At 70.3% G+C, this 14505-nt stretch carries 11 protein-coding genes; 5 read left to right on the top strand and 6 right to left on the bottom strand.

The window, feature by feature from the left end; translation table 11 throughout:
• Positions 1 to 68: 68 nt before the first annotated feature.
• The gene (locus ACIQBL_RS00170) at positions 69 to 1925 is read left to right on the top strand and encodes an MFS transporter (RefSeq protein WP_401935161.1); all 1857 of its coding nucleotides are present in this window, start codon (positions 69 to 71) and stop codon (positions 1923 to 1925) included.
• Here the strand turns inward: ACIQBL_RS00170 and ACIQBL_RS00165 are convergent, their stop codons facing one another.
• A complete protein-coding gene (locus ACIQBL_RS00165) occupies positions 1926 to 2765 on the bottom strand; it encodes a hypothetical protein (protein WP_401935159.1) in 840 nt (279 codons plus the stop codon).
• A gap of 81 nt (positions 2766 to 2846) precedes the next feature.
• On the opposite strand from ACIQBL_RS00165, the gene ACIQBL_RS00160 reads away from it, so the two are divergent.
• On the top strand, positions 2847 to 3635 hold the full coding sequence (locus ACIQBL_RS00160) for an SDR family oxidoreductase (RefSeq protein ID WP_401935157.1): 789 nt from the start codon (positions 2847 to 2849) through the stop codon (positions 3633 to 3635).
• A 135-nt stretch (positions 3636 to 3770) separates the two neighbouring features.
• On the top strand, positions 3771 to 5348 hold the full coding sequence (locus ACIQBL_RS00155; RefSeq protein WP_401935155.1) for a sodium:solute symporter family protein: 1578 nt from the start codon (positions 3771 to 3773) through the stop codon (positions 5346 to 5348).
• Between the two features lie 3 nt (positions 5349 to 5351).
• On the opposite strand, the gene ACIQBL_RS00150 is transcribed toward ACIQBL_RS00155, so the two are convergent.
• From ACIQBL_RS00150 to ACIQBL_RS00140, 3 genes are all read right to left on the bottom strand, one after another.
• The gene (locus ACIQBL_RS00150; RefSeq protein ID WP_401935154.1) at positions 5352 to 6470 is read right to left on the bottom strand and encodes an ADP-ribosylglycohydrolase family protein; all 1119 of its coding nucleotides are present in this window, start codon (positions 6468 to 6470) and stop codon (positions 5352 to 5354) included.
• Positions 6471 to 6696: 226 nt separating this feature from the next.
• Positions 6697 to 7257, bottom strand: a complete 561-nt coding sequence (locus ACIQBL_RS00145; protein ID WP_401935152.1) for a hypothetical protein — start codon at positions 7255 to 7257, stop codon at positions 6697 to 6699.
• Positions 7258 to 7337: 80 nt separating this feature from the next.
• Complete coding sequence (locus tag ACIQBL_RS00140) at positions 7338 to 9923, bottom strand: bifunctional FO biosynthesis protein CofGH (RefSeq protein ID WP_401935150.1); 2586 nt, start codon at positions 9921 to 9923, stop codon at positions 7338 to 7340.
• A gap of 246 nt (positions 9924 to 10169) precedes the next feature.
• Between ACIQBL_RS00140 and ACIQBL_RS00135 the strand changes: the two genes are divergently transcribed.
• Positions 10170 to 11729, top strand: a complete 1560-nt coding sequence (locus tag ACIQBL_RS00135; protein WP_401935148.1) for a CehA/McbA family metallohydrolase — start codon at positions 10170 to 10172, stop codon at positions 11727 to 11729.
• On the opposite strand, the gene ACIQBL_RS00130 is transcribed toward ACIQBL_RS00135, so the two are convergent.
• The gene (locus ACIQBL_RS00130) at positions 11726 to 12559 is read right to left on the bottom strand and encodes an endonuclease/exonuclease/phosphatase family protein (RefSeq protein ID WP_401935146.1); all 834 of its coding nucleotides are present in this window, start codon (positions 12557 to 12559) and stop codon (positions 11726 to 11728) included. The genes ACIQBL_RS00135 and ACIQBL_RS00130 overlap by 4 nt on opposite strands.
• Before the next feature lie 52 nt (positions 12560 to 12611).
• On the opposite strand from ACIQBL_RS00130, the gene ACIQBL_RS00125 reads away from it, so the two are divergent.
• Positions 12612 to 13004, top strand: coding sequence for a nitroreductase/quinone reductase family protein (locus tag ACIQBL_RS00125; protein ID WP_401935144.1), 393 nt, complete (start codon positions 12612 to 12614; stop codon positions 13002 to 13004).
• A 36-nt stretch (positions 13005 to 13040) separates the two neighbouring features.
• Here ACIQBL_RS00125 and ACIQBL_RS00120 read toward each other — a convergent pair whose 3' ends face one another.
• Positions 13041 to 14504, bottom strand: coding sequence for an aldehyde dehydrogenase family protein (locus ACIQBL_RS00120; protein ID WP_401935142.1), 1464 nt, complete (start codon positions 14502 to 14504; stop codon positions 13041 to 13043).
• Position 14505 lies beyond the last annotated feature (1 nt).

The following is a 14505-nucleotide window of genomic DNA, read 5'->3' as shown; positions in this document are numbered from 1 at the left end:
TCGAACAGGCCGGGAACGGGACAGGACGCGGCCGAGAACAGAAGACGGGACACGGGGAGTGCCTTCAGGTGGCCACAGCGGAGCCGACACGCGCCGACGATGCCGATCCGGGCCCGGGAGCCGGCCCGCGAATACAGCTGCCCGCACACCGCACGGGCGACGACGGAACACCTAGCGCGAGCTCCCGGAGCATCCGGTGGGCGCGTCTGATCGACCGCCTCCGCGAACCCTTCCTCCGTCACCCGGTGATCGGCTTCACGCTCCTCTCCGGGGTCCTCCACATCGTCTGGTTCTTCACGTTCGCGAACAGCGGCGGCGACCTCGCGGCACAGGACGCCTGGGCGGAGTTCGTCGGCCGGCACCCGGACTCGGCGTACAACCTCGCCTGGTACGGCGGCATGCACCCGGTGTCGTACAGCGTGGTGTCGCCGTATCTGATGTCGGTCCTCGGTGTCCGTACGACGATGATGATCGCCGGGACGATCTCGGCGGGCCTGCTCACCCTGATCCTGATCCGCAGCCGCTCCGTGAAGAATCCGCTGTGGGCCTCGCTCGCGGGTGTCTTCGCGCTGTTGTGCAACGCGGCGTCGGGCCGGGTGACGTACGGCCTGGGCACGATGTTCGGGCTCGGCGCGGTGGCCGTCGTCTTCTGCTGGCCCTACCGCTGGCGCTACAAACGCTGGGCGAAGGCCCTGTGCGCGGCCCCGCTGGCCGCGCTCTCGACCATGTCGTCACCGGTGGCCGGGCTGTTCGTGGGCCTGGTCGCCGTGTCCCTCTTCCTGCAGAAGCGCCGCCCCGGCGCCTGGGCCCTCGGCCTCGCGCCGGCGGCCGTGGTGGCCGTGTCCGCCTGGCTGTTCCCGTTCTCCGGCACCCAGCCGATGACGATCGGCTCGGTGATACTGCCGCTGCTGTCCGGGGTCCTCGTCTACTTCCTGGTGCCGCGCGAGTGGACGACCGTACGGATCACGGCTGCGGTCTACGGCATCGGGGTCGTCCTCGTCTGGCTGGTCAGTTCGCAGATCGGCTCGAACATCAGCCGGCTGGCGATGCTGTTCGCCGGAGTGGCCCTGATCGCCGCGCTCCCCTTCGCCGTGCCGCGCTCGCGCAAGTGGTACGCGATCGTGCTGGCCTTCGTCGGTTTCACCGCGTGGATCGGCTTCAAGTCGGTCGACGACGTCATCAACACCGCCCCGGCCGCGTCCTGGTCGCACGAACTCGCCCCGCTCGTCAACGAACTCCAGGAGGTCGGCGCCGAGCGCGGTCGCGTCGAGGTCGTCCCGGCCCGCTCCCACATCGAGGCCTCCGCGCTCGCGCCGTACGTCAACCTCGCGCGCGGCTGGAACCGCCAGGCCGACATGGAGCGCAACCCCCTCTTCTACGACGACACGCTCAACTCGGCGAACTACCACGAGTGGCTTCAGCGTTGGGCCGTCCACTACGTCGTCCTGCCCAAGGACGAGCCGGACGGCGACGGCGGCGAGCGCGAACGGGCCCTGGTGCAGCGCGGGATGCCGTATCTGAAGCAGATCTGGGGCGACGCCAACTGGCAGCTGTTCCAGGTCACCGACCCGGCGCCGCTCGCCGAGCCGAACGCGGTCGTCGACCGGGCGGAGCAGGGCGAGTTGACCATCGAGGTGAAGAAGAAGGGCCGGATCCTCATCCGTATCCCGTACTCGCCCTGGCTGAGCATCGTCGACGCGAAGGGCAAGAGCCTCAAGCCCCCGCAGGAGACCGACGCGTCCAAGCACCGTGCCGAGGGCACGCCGAAGACGTACGACAACCTCAACGGGTGCCTGATGGAGACGGCGGAGGACTCGAAGGGCGACAAGTGGACGATGCTGCTCGCTCCGCGGGTCGGCACGTATCGACTCGCGGCGCCGTACCAGTTGCCTCGGGGTACACCGTGTCCTGATGAGCTGAAGTAGTCAGCGGAGCCGGTCCACGTACTTGTCCGTGCCCGGCACCGTGGGGATGAACGGCGCCACCAACTCCACCCGCCCCAGGCCCGATTCGGCCACGGGGGTCTCCAGGTCCGTGAAGTACGGCTCCCAGCAGTCCCGGGGGTCCGTCTCCAGGAACCAGAGCAGCGTCAGCCGGGTGTCGACCCCCTCGACCTGCTTGACGTAGGTCATGCGGTCGCCGGGCAGCGGGGTGGGGCGGAAGACCGTCACCATCGCGGCCGGGGAGCCCGCGAGCCGTTTCGGCAGGTGGCGGGAGCGGAGCCACTCCAGCAACTCGGCCCGCTGCTCGGCCGATTCACTGTCCACGACCTCCAACACCAGCCCGGCGTAAGGGTGGTCGAGGGCGTGGAAGTCCCTCGGCCCGGCCGCGCCGTCACGGTAGACGGTCGCCTCGTGGTCCTGGAACGCGGTGAAGACGTGCGTACGGTCCTGGTAGACGCGACCGTCGCGATTGAGCCGTTTGTTGATGCCGACGGTCCACTTCATGTGGTCGTCGTAGCGGCCCTCGGTGACCCAGTACGTGGAGAGGTAGCAGCCGGCCGTGACGGGCTGGGCGATCGCCGACTTCTCGGGGGAGCGCAGGAGTTGGAGGTCGCGGGTGGCGACCCAGCGGCGGCCGGCGTACATCCAGGGCATGGCCATCGCGCCGGCGTAGTAGTGGTCGTCCTCGTACCAGCGGTTGTAGGCGTACTCGTGGCCGGGGTTCGGTTCGACCATGGTGATGAGGGCGTGCCCTGGCCGGACTCCGTACGGTCCTACGGCGGCCAGTTCGGCGTACACGTCGCTCCGGGTGTCCTCGCTCACGTCGCTCCCCTTCCGTCCTCCGCCGGTCGCCCATACTCTGACGCCCCGTCAGATAAACCGCCAGACCCCGGGAGGGATCGGATGTCGCTGCTCGCGGGCAAGACCGTCGTCGTCTCGGGGGTAGGGGCCGGACTCGGCCACCAGGTCGCCGCGGCCGTCGTACGGGATGGGGGAAACGCCGTTCTCGGCGCGCGGACCGAGGCGAATCTCGCCAAGTCGGCGGCCGAGATCGATCCCGACGGGTCGCACACGGCGTACCGGGCGACGGACATCACGGACGAGGGGCAGTGCGAGGCGCTCGTGGCGGTGGGCCGGGAGCGGTTCGGGCGGGTCGACGCGGTGGTCCATGTGGCCGCGTGGGACAGCTACTTCGGCGGGATCGAGGACGCGGACTTCGCCACCTGGCAGTCGGTGATCGACGTGAATCTGCTGGGGACCCTGCGGATGACGCGGGCGTGTCTGCCGGCCCTGAAGGAGGCGGGCGGCGGCTCGGTCGTCATCATCGGGACGCAGTCGTCGGTGGCGGCCCCGTCGCAGGTGCGGCAGGCGGCGTACGCGGCGTCGAAGGGGGCGCTGACGAGCGCGATGTACTCGCTGGCAAGGGAGTTGGGGCCGTACCGGATCCGGGTGAACACCGTGCTGCCGGGGTGGATGTGGGGGCCGCCGGTGGAGGCGTACGTGCAGTTCACCGCGCACACGGAGAAGGTGCCGGAGGCGGAGGTGCTGAAGCGGCTGTCCGAGCGGATGGCGCTGCCCGAGCTGGCGACGGACGGGGACGTGGCGGACGCGGCGGTGTTCCTGGCGTCGGAACGGGCGCGGGCGATCACGGGTCAGTCGTTGCTGGTCAACGCCGGGGAGCTGATGCGCTGAGTTCATGTAGGTGAACGCAGAACATCAATCCGAACGATTTTACGCCCCCTTGACCTCACGCTTACTTGTCGTGCTCACGCACGACCGCCCACGATGAGCCCCGGGCTGAACCGGCTCAACCGTGGGAGGGCGCATATGAACGGGCTCGACTGGGCCGTGCTCATCGGCTATTTCGGCGTGATGGTGGCGATCGGTGTGTGGTCGCACAAACGCGTCGACAATGTGAGCGACTTCTTCACGGCCGGCGGGAAGATGCCCTGGTGGCTGTCCGGCATCTCGCACCACATGTCGGGCTACAGCGCGGTGATGTTCACCGGGTACGCGGGCATCGCCTACACCTACGGCGTCACGTCCTTCATCACCTGGTCGTTCCCGATCGCGCTGGGCATCGCCATCGGCTCCAAGCTGTTCGCGCCGCGCATCAACCGGCTGCGCTCACGGCTCCATGTGGCGTCCCCGCTCGAGTACTTGAAGAACCGCTACAACCTGAAGACCCAACAGGCGCTCGCCTGGTCCGGGATGCTGCTGAAGATCGTGGACGTGGCGGCGAAATGGGCCGCGATCGCGACATTGCTGTCGGTGTTCACAGGTGTGTCCCTGAACCAGGGCATCCTCATCACCGGTGGGATCACGGCCATTTACTGCACGATCGGCGGTCTGTGGGCGGACGCGCTGACCGAACTCGGCCAGTTCGTCATCCAGTTGCTCGCCGGCGTCTCCATGTTCGTGGCCGTCGTACTGAAGTTGAACGACAAGGGCATCGGGTTCTTCGGCGCCTGGGACGAACCGGCGCTGCAGGGCCACGGCAAACCGCTGGTCGGCCCCTACGGCACGGTGTTCCTGCTCGCGTTCCTCTTCATCAAGCTCTTCGAGTACAACGGCGGCATGCTCAACCAGGCCCAGCGGTACATGGCCACCACCAGCCCGCAGGCGGCCGAGCGGTCCGCGCGCCTGTCGGCGGCGCTCTGGCTGATCTGGCCGACGGTGCTGTTCTTCCCCATGTGGATGTCGCCGCTCCTGGTGCACGCGCAGAAGCCGGACGGCTCCGACTCCTACGGCCTGATGACCGAACAGCTGCTGCCGCACGGCCTGTTGGGCCTGGTGGTCGTCGGGTTCTTCTCGCACACGATGGCCATGTGCTCGTCCGACGCGAACGCGATCGCGGCCGTGTTCACGCGGGACGTGGCGCCGGTGGTGTCGGCCAGGGCCCGTGCGTGGAACGACCGTTCGGGGCTCATCGCGGCCCGCGTGACCACGGTCGTCTTCCTCGGCCTGTCGATGTCGGTGGCGACGCAGATCAACTCCCCCACGTTCAAGGACATCATCACGGTCGTCATCAAGTGGGTCGCCGGTCTGATGGGCCCGATCGCGATCCCGATGATGCTGGGTCTGCTGCGGCCGTTCCGCAAGTCCGGTCCCACGGCGGCGCTGACGAGCTGGGCGGCGGGGCTGTTCGCCTTCTGGCTGGTCAACTACCCGATCAACTGGGAGGTCGACGGCGGGGTGCCGCTCCAGTACCAGGTGTCGATACCGCTCGCGGTGTCGCTCGTCCTCTACATCCTCATCGGCTATGTGAAGCCCGAGGACACCCCGGAGCGGGACGCGCTGATCGAGCGGATCAACGGGGGCGGGGACGACGACGGGGAGGCTGCGGCTGTCGCGGTGCCGGCTCAGGCCGGGGCGGGGGAGGACGTGGCGGGCAGTCAGTCGTAACGGCTACGTGCCTCTGGGGTATCTGGCGATCCAGCCCGGGGAGGATCCGGCCGGCCCGTGCAGCGCGGGGCCCTGGGTCATCTCCACGGCGAAGTCGTCCGCGAGCACGAGCAGGGTGGGACGGCCCTCCAGTTCGGCCAGCCAGGCCGGCGGGAGGGCCGTCTCGCCGTGCAGCGCGCCGAGCAGGCCGCCGGTGAGCGCGCCCGTGACCCCGGAGGGGCCGCCGTGGTTCACGGCGAGGCACAGCCCGTGCCGTACGTCGTCGCCGACGAGCGCGCAGTACACGGCGCCGGCGAGCACTCCCTCCGCGCTTCCGTCCTCCACGAGTTCCTCGACCCGGCCGGAGGTGGGCATGCCCTGTCGTACGGCGCCGAGGGCGTGCTGGAGGGCGTCGGAGACGGGGTGGTGTCCGGGGCGGGCGGCCAGCAGGGCGAGCGCTCGCTGGACGGCGGAGTCCAGGGTCTCGCCTCGGGCGAGGCCGTGGACGATGACGGCGTAGGCGCCGGCGGAGAGGTAGCCGACGGGATGCCCGTGGGTCTGGGCGGCACACTCCACGGCGAGCTGCATCACGAGTTGCGGCTCCCATCCCACGAGCAGTCCGAAGGGCGCGGAACGGGCGGTGGCCTCGCCCCCCGCCTCGCCGGGGTTCTTGGGGGCGTCGAGGGTTCCCATCCGCTCGTCCCCAAATCCCAGCAGGCAGGCGCGAGTTGGGTCGCGGCGGGCGTAGAGCCACTCCTCGCGCGCGAGCCATCCGTCGTCCTTACGGCGCTCGTCGGGTCCCCAGTCGTGCTGGGTGGCCGCCCATCGCAGATACGCGCGGTGCAGGTCGGTGGGCGGATGCCAGGCACCGGTGTCCCGTCTGACCTGCGCCCTGATCAGTCCGTCGACGGTGAAGAGGGTGAGCTGGGTGAGGTGGGTGACGGCGCCGCGGCGTCCGTACCCGAAGACGAGGTCTACGACGCCCTCCGCGCCGTAGGCCTCCCGGATCTCGTCGATCGCCAACAGGTCTACGGGGGCGCCGAGGGCGTCGCCGACCGCGGCCCCCAACAGGGTTCCCCGCACCCGGCTCCGAAAGTCCTGCTGCTCGACCCGGCCCCAGACGGCCCCGGCTGCCGTACTCACCAAAACCTCCTCGGGGCTCCGTCTGTACGTGCGAGTCAGTTCAGCACTGTAATCGAACGGGGACGGTGGGTTGAGGGGGTTGCTGTGGCTCCGAGTGGTGAGTGAACGTTGGGCCACTCGCGTCTCGCCAGCACGCCGGGTCGGCTCAGCGGCCAACCGCGAGTGGGGGCCCCAGCCTTTTGAGGGGGTGTGCTGGTCGTCGTTCAGGTGTCGGCGGCGGGCTTCGCTACTTGACGACGATGACCTTCGTGCTCGTCGTGCCGAAGGCCCACAGTGCCGCGCCGTCCGCCTTGGCCATGCGTACGCCGCCCGTTTGTTTGCCGGTGGCCGGTGGGGGTGAGGAGCCGTCCACCGCGTTGGAGAAGCCGATGTTGAGGCCGGACTTGGTGGCGAAGTAGACGATGTTCTCGATCTGGACGCCGTCGGAGCCCGTGGTGGCGTCCTTGCGGTACGACACGGTGTACTTGCCGGGGTCGGGGCTCACCGTGCCCGGCCAGACCGGGAAGGTGCGGGCCGCCTTGTCGCTCGCGTCCACCAGCCAGACTCGTTTCTGGCCGACGGCGTAGACGATGCGTCGGCCGGTGCCGGAGGCGGCCGGTACGGCGGCTGTCGTCGCGTGGGGCTTGGGGGACGTGGACGCGTGGGCGGACGCCGAGGCGTTCGGGTGGGCGGCGGACGCCTTCGGGTGCGGCCCCTTGTCGGCCTGGACGGCCAGGACCGTGACCGCGGCGATCGCTCCCACCGTCAGACCGGTCACCCAGACCTTCGAGGCAGGCACGGCACGCATCTCCTCAGCTACACAGCCCCCACATCCCTATCGAACAGGGGTCGGATCATCGTACCGGCCCCCATCCGCACACCCTGACCTCAGTCCAGCACCGGCAGCAGCTCCGGCAGGTGCCCGTCCGAGACCGCCGCCGTCCGCTGCCGCTCCTCCGGTACCTCGCCGTACAGCGTCGTGCGCGGCCGGGCCGGGCGGCCTGCCAGTTCCGCCACGGCGACCAGGTCGCGTACCGACTTGTACGAGCCGTAGGACGAGCCCGCCATCCGCGAGATGGTCTCCTCCATCAGCGTGCCGCCGAGGTCGTTCGCCCCGGAGCGGAGCATCTCCGCCGCGCCCTCCGAGCCCAACTTCACCCAGCTCGTCTGGATGTTGGGGATGTGGGGGTGCAGGAGCAGCCTCGCCATCGCCACCACCGCCCTGTTGTCGCGCATCGTCGGTCCCGGGCGGGCGATGCCCGCCAGATACACCGGCGCGTTCGTGTGGATGAACGGCAGCGTCACGAACTCCGTGAAGCCGCCGGTCTGTTGCTGGATGGAGGCCAGGGTGCGGAGGTGGCCCAGCCAGTGGCGCGGCTGGTCGACATGGCCGTACATCATCGTTGACGAAGAGCGGATGCCCAACTCGTGGGCTGTCGTGACCACTTCGATCCATGTCGCCGCCGGCAGCTTGCCCTTCGTGAGGATCCAGCGGACCTCGTCGTCCAGGATCTCCGCCGCCGTGCCGGGGATGGTGTCCAGGCCCGCTTCCTTCGCCGCCGTCAGCCACTCGCGGATCGACAGGCCCGTGCGCGTCGCGCCGTTCACCACCTCCATCGGGGAGAAGGCGTGGACGTGCATGCCGGGGACTCGTTCCTTCACCGCCTTCGCGATGTCGAAGTACGCCGTGCCGGGCAGGTCGGGGTGGATGCCGCCCTGCATGCAGACCTCGACCGCCCCTACTTCCCAGGCCTGTTGGGCACGGTCCGCCACCTGGTCCAGGGAGAGCGTGTACGCGTCCGCGTCCGTGCGGCGCTGGGCGAAGGCGCAGAAGCGGCAGCCGGTGTAGCAGACGTTCGTGAAGTTGATGTTGCGGGTGACGATGTACGTGACCTCGTCGCCGACCACCGACTTCCGTACGTCGTCCGCGATCCGCGTCAGCGCGTCCAGCGCCGGGCCGTCCGCGTGCAGCAGGGCGAGGGCCTCCGCGTCGGTGAGCCGGGTGGGGTCGTCGGCCGCCGTTGCCAGTGCCTGGCGTACGTCCGTGTCGATGCGCTCGGGGACCATGCCGGGCGCCGCCGCCTCGCGCAGGGCGGCCCAGTCGCCGTAGACCTCGTCGAAGTCGTCGCGGCGGTCGGACGTGCGGCCCTCCGTGTCGATCGACGCGTGCAGATCCGTACGGCCGGACGAGACGAAGGCCTCCTCCGGCTCCTGCCACGGGTGGCCCTCGACGGTCGCGTCCGCACGTGCCAGGCCCGTCTCCGGGTCCGCCAGTGCTCGTACGTGCGGCAACAGGCGCGGGTCCAGCCAGGGTTCGCCGCGGCCCACGAACTCCGGGTAGACGCAGAGGCGTTCGCGTAGTGCGAAGCCCGCCTCCGCCGACTGTTCGCGGAGCAACTCGATCTGCGGCCACGGGCGTTCGGGGTTCACGTGGTCGATGGTCAGCGGGGAGACTCCGCCCCAGTCGTCGATGCCCGCGCCGATCAGGCGCTTGTACTCCGAGTCGACGAGGTTGGGGGGTGCCTGGAGGCAGGCCGACGGGCCCATGATGTGGCGCGCCACCGCGACCGTCGCCACCAGCTCGTCCAGCTCCGCGTCCGGCATACCGCGCATCGCCGTGTCCGGCTTGGCGCGGAAGTTCTGGATGATCAGTTCCTGGATGCCGTGGTACGAACGGGAGATCTTGCGCAGTGCGAACAGGGAGTCCGCGCGCTCCTCGTACGTCTCGCCGATGCCGATCAGGATGCCGGATGTGAAAGGGACGGAGGAACGGCCCGCGTCCTCCAACACCCTTAGGCGTACGGCGGGTTCCTTGTCCGGGGAGCCGTAGTGCGGGCCGCCCGGCTCGGACCAGAGGCGCGTCGCGGTCGTCTCCAGCATCATGCCCATGGACGGGGCGACCGGCTTGAGGCGCTGGAAGTCCGTCCAGGTCATCACCCCGGGGTTGAGGTGGGGCAGCAGGCCCGTCTCCTCCAGGATGCGGATGGAGATGGCGCGGACGTACGCGATCGTGTCGTCGTAGCCGTGCGCGTCGAGCCACTCGCGCGCCTCCGGCCAGCGGTCCTCGGGCTTGTCGCCGAGGGTGATCAGGGCTTCCTTGCAGCCGAGGGCCGCGCCCTTGCGCGCGATGTCGAGGACCTCGTCCGGGGACATGAACATTCCGTGGCCGGCGCGGCGGAGCTTGCCGGGGACGGTGACGAAGGTGCAGTAGTGGCACTTGTCGCGGCAGAGGCGGGTGAGGGGGATGAAGACGCTCTTCGAGTACGTGATCACGCCGGGGCGGCCGGCCGCCTCCAGGCCCGCGTCGCGCACCCGGGCGGCGGACGCGGTGAGGTCGTCGAGGGCCTCGCCGCGGGCCTGGAGCAGCACGGCCGCTTCCGTCACGTCGAGGGCGACGCCGTCACGGGCGCGTTTGAGGGCGCGACGCATGGAGTTCTCGGTCGGGCCGGTTCCGGAGCTCGCGGAAGTCGTCATCCTTCGAGCATACGATCGGTCTGATCAGGCCAAAGAGGGACTCCCGAATCGATTCGCCGCGCAGACCGTTACACGATGTAACCATCTGCGGAAGTGTGGCCCACGACACACCCGCCGTCGTTCTCCGGACAGGTGTCGATTTCCTTCCCTTGCACGGGAGTTCACAGCCGACCACCAGAGTCGTAGCAGTCCTGCGAGTCACTCCTGCACGATCCCTGTCACTCACGGCACCTCGGGAGCAGCAGCATGTGCGACGACGATCACGGAACCGGTCACGAATCCGGGATGAACAGACGCGCGCTGATCGTGACGGGCGCCACCGCCGCGCTTACGTTGGGAAGCGTGACCTTCGCGAGCGGTGCGGCGACCCCGGCAAGCGGCGCCCAGGAGACCCGGACGGTACGGGGCACGCTCCCGGCCGGCTCCCCCGACTTCGTGTACGTACCGGTCGAGGTCCCCTCCGGGGTCAACGAGATCAAGGTGGCCTACACGTACGACAAGCCGTCCGTACCGGCCGGCACCCAGGGCAACGCCCTCGACATCGGCGTCTTCGACCAGCACGGCACGGACCTCGGCGGCCGGGGTTTCCGGGGCTGGTCGGGCGGGGCGCGCACGGAGTTCTTCCTCCGGGTGGACGACGCGACGCCCGGCTACATCCCTGGACCCGTGCACGCGGGCGTCTGGCACATCGCGCTCGGCCCGTACACCGTGTCCCCGCAGGGACTGTCGTACGAGCTCACGATCACGCTCACGTACGGCGAACCGGGGGTCGCCCCGCAGCCGGTGTACCCGCCGGAGCGGGCGAAGGGGCGGGGGCGGGCCTGGTACCGGGGTGACTGCCACCTGCACTCCTGGTACTCGGACGGGCGCCGCACCCCCGCCGAGATCGCGGCGCTGGCGCGTGCGGCGGGCCTGGACTTCATCAACTCCTCCGAGCACAACACCCATTCCTCGCACGCCCATTGGGCCTCGGAGGCGGGCGACGACCTGCTGATCATGGTGGGTGAGGAGGTGACGACGAGGAACGGTCACGTCGTCGCCCTCGGCACCGAGCCCGGCACCTTCGTCGACTGGCGGTACCGGGCCCGCGACAACCGCTTCGGACGGTTCGCCCGCGAGATCCGCCGGGCCGGCGGCCTGGTCGTACCCGCCCATCCGCACGCCACCTGCGTCGGCTGCGCCTGGAAGTTCGGCTTCGGCGAGGCGGACGCCGTCGAGGTGTGGAACGGGCCCTACACGCCCGACGACGAGGTCGCCCTGGCCTCCTGGGACGCGACGCTGGTGGCGTCCGTGCGGGAGAACCGGGAGAACCGGGAGAACCGGGAGTGGCTCCCGGCGATGGGAAACAGTGACGCCCACCGCGCCCCGGACGCGATCGGTCTGCCCCAGACCGTCGTCCTCGCCGAGGACTTGACGAGGCAGGCCATCCAGGACGGCATCCGTGCGGGGCACTCCTATGTCGCCGAGTCGAAGAACGTCTCGTTGGCCTTCACGGCGACGGGCCCGAAGGGCGAACACGCGGGTATCGGCGAGCGGTTGGAGGTCGCCCGGGACACCCCGGTCACCGTCCGGCTGGAAGTGACCGGTGCGCCGCGCTGCTCGGTCCGGTTCGTGACGGACCAGGGCACGCTGCTGACGAGCGATCCGCTGCCGGTCGCGGGCGCGGGCACCGTGGAGTGGCGGACGACTCCGTCCTACGCGGCGTACGTACGGGCCGAGTTGAGGCACGAGACGGCGGCGGGACCGGTGCCGGGGGCAATGGCCGCGTTCACGAACCCGATCTTCCTGGGCGAGGCCAAGAACTAGGCTGTTCCCCCGCTCGGATCGTCACTCAGATCCACGACGACGGCCGCGTGATCCGTCGGCCACACCCCGTCGACCGGCCCGTCCCCCGCCCGCCGTACGCCCCGCACATGTCCGGGCCCGCCCTTCCCCGTCGGCGCCACGAAGACGTAGTCGATACGGACACTGGGCCCGAACGTGCCCGCGACGTACGGATTCGCGAGGTCCCAGGTGGCCGAGGGCGCGCCCGGTTCGGCGAAGTCCCAGGCGTCGATGAGGACTTGGCCGGGCACGGGCGGCGCGGTCCTGTAGCCGCCGAACAGCCGCACCTCGTCCGAGTCCGGCCAGGCGTTGAAGTCGCCGGTGACGACGGGTGGGAAGGGCCCGTCGCCGCGGTGCTCGGCGACGAACTCCGCGAGCGCGGTGACCTGTCGGCACCGTACGGCCGAGGCGTCGGTGGCGGAGGAGAGGTGGACGGTGAAGAAGGGGACTCGGTGCCCCGGCGCGTCCAGCCCCGCGTACAGCGCGAGCCGGCCGCCGTCCCCGTCCCCGGGCGGCAGGGGCAGTACGGCCTGCTCGGCGACGGGCCAGCGGCTGAGCACGGCGTTGCCGATGCCGACGGTCGGATCGCCGAGGCGCCGCTGCCAGAACCCGGGGTCGTGGGAGGCTCCCCAGGTCCAGTGCATACCGAGTTCCCCGGCGAGCCATCCGGCGAGATTCCCGCCGCCGGTGTCCCAGACCTCCTGCAACCCGACCACATCGGGCCGCAGCTCCCGCAGCACGGCGAGAATCGCCTTCTGCCGGGCCTCCCAGGGCCCGTACCGCCACCAGAGGTTCCACGTCACGACGCGCACGGCACTATTGAAGGCCACGCCCCCCGCCGCTCAACAGGAGATCCGAGAACCGATGCCGAGCACTCCCGAGTCCAAGTACCGGACCATCACGCGCATCCAGCGCCTGCTGAACACGGTCACCCGCCACCTCCCCACCCAGACCGTCCTGGAGACCACCGGCCGCGTCTCCGGCGAGCCCCGCCGCACCCCACTCGGCGGACGCCGCGTCGGCGACACCTTCTGGCTGGTCTCGGAGTTCGGCGAACTCTCCCAGTACATCCGCAACATCAAGGCGAACCCGGAGGTACGGGTACGGGTCATGGGCCGCTGGCACACCGGTACGGCACACCTGCTCCCGGACGACGACCCCCAGGCGCGCCTGCGCACCCTGCCCCGTTTCAACAGCGCGGCGGTGAAGGCGATGGGGTCGAGTCTGCTGACGGTGCGGGTGGATCTGCGGGACTGAGCCGGGGGCAACGGGCGGAGTACCGAAGACCCGGCCTCACCCGGGCCAGACGATCGCCTGCACCTCGCTGTACGCGTGCAGCGCGTACGACCCCACGTCCCGCCCGACCCCGCTCTTCTTGAACCCCCCGAACGGCGCCTCCATGTTGCGCCCCACGGTGTTCACGCCCACCCCGCCGGCCCGCAGCAGCCGGGCCACCCGGAACGCCCGGGCCACGTCCCCCGACCACACGTAGTCGATGAGGCCGTAGTCGCTGTCGTTGGCGAGGGCGATCCCTTCTTCCTCCTCGTCGAAGGGGACGACCACGACGACCGGCCCGAAGATCTCCTCCCGGACGACCCGCATCCCGGCACCGCAGTCGGCCAGGACGGTGGGGGCCACGAGGAACCCCGGTCCGTCGGAGGGGCGTTCACCGCCCGCGACGACCACCGCGCCTTCCTTCCGGCCCAGTTCGACGTACGACTCGACGCGCTCCCGGTGCGCCGCCGAGATCACCGGCCCGACCACCGTGTCCGGCGAACGCGGGTCCCCGACCTTCAACCGGCCCGCGTAGGCGGCCAGTTGCTCAACCACCCGGTCGTAGACGCCCCGTTGGGCCAGCACCCGCGTCGGCGCCGTGCAGATCTGCCCGCTGTAGAAGGAGAAGGTCGTACCGATCCCGGAGACGGCGGACGCGAGGTCCGCGTCGTCGAAGACGACAGCCGCGCCCTTCCCGCCCAGCTCCATCAACTGCCGCTTCATGTCGCGCCCGCACACCTCGGCGATCCGCTGCCCGACCGCCGTGGAACCGGTGAAACTGACCATGTCGACATCGGCCGACTCCACGGCCGCCTCGCCGACCTCCACCGCACGCCCGTTGACCACGTTCACGACCCCGCGCGGCACCCCGGCCGCCTCCAGCGCCTCGGCCATCCGGTAGACGGAGAGCGGGTCCTGCGGGGCGGGTTTCACGACGACCGTGTTGCCCATGGCGAGGGCGGGGGCGATCTTTCCGGCGGGGTTGGCCCACGGGTTGTTGTACGAGGTGATGCAGGTGACGACACCGACCGGCTGCCGTACGGCCAGCGCGCCCATGACGGTCGCCCGCCCGAACGGCCCGGCCTCGTTGACCTGCGGCGGGATCGCCCACTCGGCCGGTTCCACGCTCGCGTACCGCCGGAACCGGGCGGCGGCCACACCGACCTGCATGCCCCGCGCGGTCCCGGTGGTCGCGCCGGTCTCCGCCTGGGCGAGTTCGGCGTACGGCACCAGGTGGCCGCGGACGATGTCCGCCGCCCGCCCGAGGATCGCCGCGCGCTCCCCGGGCGCCGTACGCGACCACGCCCCGAAGGCCTCCCGGGCAGCGGCAGCGGCGGCGAACACCTGCTCCCGCGAAGCCTCCGGAGCCCACCCCACCGTCTCCTCGGTAGCGGGGTCGACCACGGCGTAGTGCCCACCGTCCGGCTCGACCCACTCCCCACCGACGAACAGCCGCTGCCCGTCCGCCACTTGGGAGGTCACG

Source organism: Streptomyces sp. NPDC088350 (assembly GCF_044753545.1).
In the GTDB taxonomy this organism is placed as follows: domain Bacteria; phylum Actinomycetota; class Actinomycetes; order Streptomycetales; family Streptomycetaceae; genus Streptomyces.
The sequence above is the reverse complement of the archived record's forward strand: the minus strand, read 5'-3'. Positions and strand labels throughout refer to the sequence as shown.

What these genes read in the sequence shown, in the direction of transcription:
- ACIQBL_RS00160 (WP_401935157.1), top strand. Translation starts at nt 2,847, where the DNA reads ATGTCGCTGCTCGCGGGCAAGACCGTCGTCGTCTCGGGGGTAGGGGCC.
- ACIQBL_RS00155 (WP_401935155.1), top strand. Translation starts at nt 3,771, where the DNA reads ATGAACGGGCTCGACTGGGCCGTGCTCATCGGCTATTTCGGCGTGATG.
- ACIQBL_RS00145 (WP_401935152.1), bottom strand. Translation starts at nt 7,257, where the DNA reads ATGCGTGCCGTGCCTGCCTCGAAGGTCTGGGTGACCGGTCTGACGGTG.
- ACIQBL_RS00140 (WP_401935150.1), bottom strand. Translation starts at nt 9,923, where the DNA reads ATGACGACTTCCGCGAGCTCCGGAACCGGCCCGACCGAGAACTCCATG.
- ACIQBL_RS00135 (WP_401935148.1), top strand. Translation starts at nt 10,170, where the DNA reads ATGTGCGACGACGATCACGGAACCGGTCACGAATCCGGGATGAACAGA.
- ACIQBL_RS00125 (WP_401935144.1), top strand. Translation starts at nt 12,612, where the DNA reads ATGCCGAGCACTCCCGAGTCCAAGTACCGGACCATCACGCGCATCCAG.